Origin of the sequence: Pseudactinotalea sp., assembly GCF_048594945.1 — a bacterium.
In the GTDB taxonomy this organism is placed as follows: Bacteria; Actinomycetota; Actinomycetes; order Actinomycetales; family Beutenbergiaceae; genus Pseudactinotalea.
This window is the reverse complement of sequence record NZ_JBMDXJ010000103.1, coordinates 1-2,922: the sequence shown is the minus strand read 5'-3', so window position 1 is coordinate 2,922 and position 2,922 is coordinate 1. Positions and strand designations below refer to the sequence as shown.

Below are 2,922 nucleotides of genomic sequence, written 5' to 3'. Positions count from 1 at the left end.
GGGGGGGCGGGGGGGGTGGGGCGTCCGCGCCGTGGGTGGGTGGGGGGGCCCCCCCCCCCGTCACTCCGGCAGCGCCGGAGCAAGGCCCGACCGAGAACGATGGCTTCGACGACGACAACCCCACGGAGGTGGTGAAGCGATGAACGGCCCGCTCCGCCGTCTCTCCATCGTGGTGCTCGCGATGTTCGTGCTGCTCATGGGCAACGCGAGCTGGGTCCAGTACGGGCAGGCGGGCGCGCTCAACGACGACCCGCGGAACGTGCGCACCATCTACCGCGAGTACGGGCAGGACCGCGGCCCGATAGTGGTGGCCGGGGAGCCGGTCGCGTACTCGGAGCCCGTGGACGACCCGTTCGGGTTCCAGCGGATCTACGCCGACGGGCCGTTGTACGCGCCGGCCACGGGGCACTTCTCGGTGGTGTTCGCGAGCACGGGGATCGAGGACAAGAGCAACGCGGTACTCAATGGGTCGGACTCCTCGTTGTTGTTCCAGCGGATTCAGCAGCTGTTCACCGGGGGGAGTCAGCAGGGCGGGAGCGTGGAGCTGACGATCGACCCGGCAGCGCAGCAGGCGGCGTGGGACCTGCTGGGGAACCAGCGGGGCGCCGTGGTGGCGTTGGACCCGAAGACCGGAGCGATCCTCGCGTTGGTGAGCAAGCCGAGCTACGACCCGAACGTGCTGGCGGGGCACACGGGCAGCGAGGTGAACGCTGCGTGGACCGAGCTGCTGGAGGACCCGGACGACCCGATGATCAACCGGACGATCGCGGGCGACCTGTATGCGCCGGGGTCGACGTTCAAGCTGATCGATCTGGCGATGCTGCTGGAGACGGGGGACTACACGCCCGACTCCGAGGTGCCGGCGCCCACGATCTACACGCCGCCGGGCACGAGCACGGGGATCCAGAACCCGGGTGGTGCGGTGTGCGGCAACGGGGAGACGGCCACATTGACGGAGGCGTTGCGGGTCTCGTGCAACACCCCGTTCGCGCAGCTGGCGGTGCAGCACGGGGCGCAGGCGTTGCAGGAGCAGGCGCAGGCGTTCGGGTTCAACCAGGACCTGTCGATCCCGATGACGGTCACGCACAGCACGCTGGGGTCGGACTTCGACAGCAATGATCCCGCGCTGGCGCAGACCTCGATCGGGCAGCGCAGTGTGCGGGTGACGCCGCTGCAGATGGCGATGGTCTCGGCCGCGATCGCGAACGACGGTTCGCTCATGCGCCCGTACCTGGTGGCGACCGAGCGGGGGCCGAACCTCGCGGTGGTCTCGGAGACGCAGCCGAGCGAGTTCTCGCAGCCGATCTCGGCGTCGACGGCATCGTTGATGACGGACATGATGGTGAACGTCGTGGACAACGGCACCGGATGGCCGGGGCAGGTCTCCGGCGTGTCGGTGGCCGGAAAGACCGGAACGGCGCAGTCTGGTGTCGAGGGGGTGGCACCGACCGCGTGGTTCACGGCGTTCGCACCGGCGGACGACCCACAGATCGCGATCGCAGTCGTGGTGGAGGAAGGCGGCGACCTCGGCAACGAGGCCACGGGCGCGCAAGTGGCTGCGCCGATCGCCGCCGGCGTCATCGAGGCGGTGCTGGGCGAATGACACCACAGGTGGGGCTGCAGCTGGGCGACCGGTACGAGCTGATGGAGCGGATCGCCGTCGGCGGCATGGGCGAGGTGTGGCAGGCGGCTGACCTGCACCTCGACCGGAAGGTCGCTGCCAAGGTGCTGCGCGCGGAGTTCGCGGGGGACAACTCGTTCCTGGCCCGGATGCGGGCCGAGGCACGCAACGCGGCCGGGCTCTCGCACATCAACGTCACCGCGATGTATGACTACGGCGAGCAGGAGGGCGCCGGCTACCTGATCATGGAGCTCGTCGAGGGCGAGCCGATGTCCGACCTCCTCACGCGTGAGCGCACGCTCGCACCCGGGCAGCTGCTGCCGATCCTCGCGCAGACCGCGCGCGGGCTGCACGCGGCGCACGTGGCGGGAGTGGTGCACCGCGACGTCAAGCCGTCGAACCTCCTGATCACCGGCGACGGCACCGTGAAGATCACGGACTTCGGCATCGCGCTCGGAGCCAACCAGGCGCCGATGACGGCGGCCGGCATGGTGATGGGCACCGCCCAGTACCTGCCGCCCGAGCAGGCGATGGGCAAGGCCGCGCAGGGTGTGGGCGACATCTACGCGCTCGGCGTCATCGCTTACGAGGCGCTGGTGGGCCGGCGCCCGTTCACCGGCTCCACACAGGTGGACATCGCCTTCGCGCACGTCAACCAGCCGGTGCCGGCGATGCCGGACAAGATCGACCCCCGCGTGCGTGACGTGGTGATGTCGATGCTCGACAAGGACCCCGAGCGCCGCCCTCGCAGCGGTGCGTCGCTCGGGCGGATCCTCGACGCCCTGCATCGCGAGATGCACACCGAGACCGCTCAGGGCCGCCTCGCACCGCACCTCGCCGCACGCGAGGAGGTGGCCGCCGTCGCGACCCAGGCGATGCCGACCACCGAGACCGTGCGCGACTCCGCCTACCTGGCGCGGGAGGCCGCCCGGCCGCAGCCACGGAGCCAGCGCGGCAGCGCGGCAACGGCGTCGGGCTCACCGCGTGGTGGCGCCGGTGAGGCGACCGCGCGGCGTAGCGGTGCGGCGGCCGGCTCGGCGACACCGCGCAGCGGTGCTGCCGGCACGTCCGGTGAGGCCGGCCCGCGAGGCGCGAGGGTGAACCGCGCCGTGGTCGCCCCGATCGACGGCTCCTCCGCGCTCCAGCTCGACCCCGTGGACCTGGTCGAGCCCACTCCCGCGCCCGAAGCGGCTGCCGCCGCCCCCCAGGCTTCCGCCGCCGAGGGCGCACCGGCGGCGCGGGGGGGGCCCCCGGGGGGGGGGGCCCCCCCCCCCCCAGACCGACACGGCCGGGGGGGGGGC

Annotated in this window: 2 protein-coding genes; both read left to right on the top strand. The window is 72.0% G+C overall.

The window, feature by feature from the left end; translation table 11 throughout:
* Positions 1–139: 139 nt before the first annotated feature.
* Positions 140–1,603 carry a peptidoglycan D,D-transpeptidase FtsI family protein gene (locus ACOJSN_RS04865; RefSeq protein WP_420111383.1) on the top strand — a complete coding sequence of 488 codons (1,464 nt, stop codon included), beginning with the start codon at positions 140–142 and terminating at the stop codon, positions 1,601–1,603.
* Positions 1,600–2,922: serine/threonine-protein kinase (locus tag ACOJSN_RS04860; protein WP_420111382.1), on the top strand; the 1,323-nt coding region annotated here is incomplete at its 3' end. The genes ACOJSN_RS04865 and ACOJSN_RS04860, both read left to right, overlap by 4 nt.

What these genes read in the sequence shown, in the direction of transcription:
- ACOJSN_RS04865 (WP_420111383.1), top strand. Translation starts at nt 140, where the DNA reads ATGAACGGCCCGCTCCGCCGTCTCTCCATCGTGGTGCTCGCGATGTTC.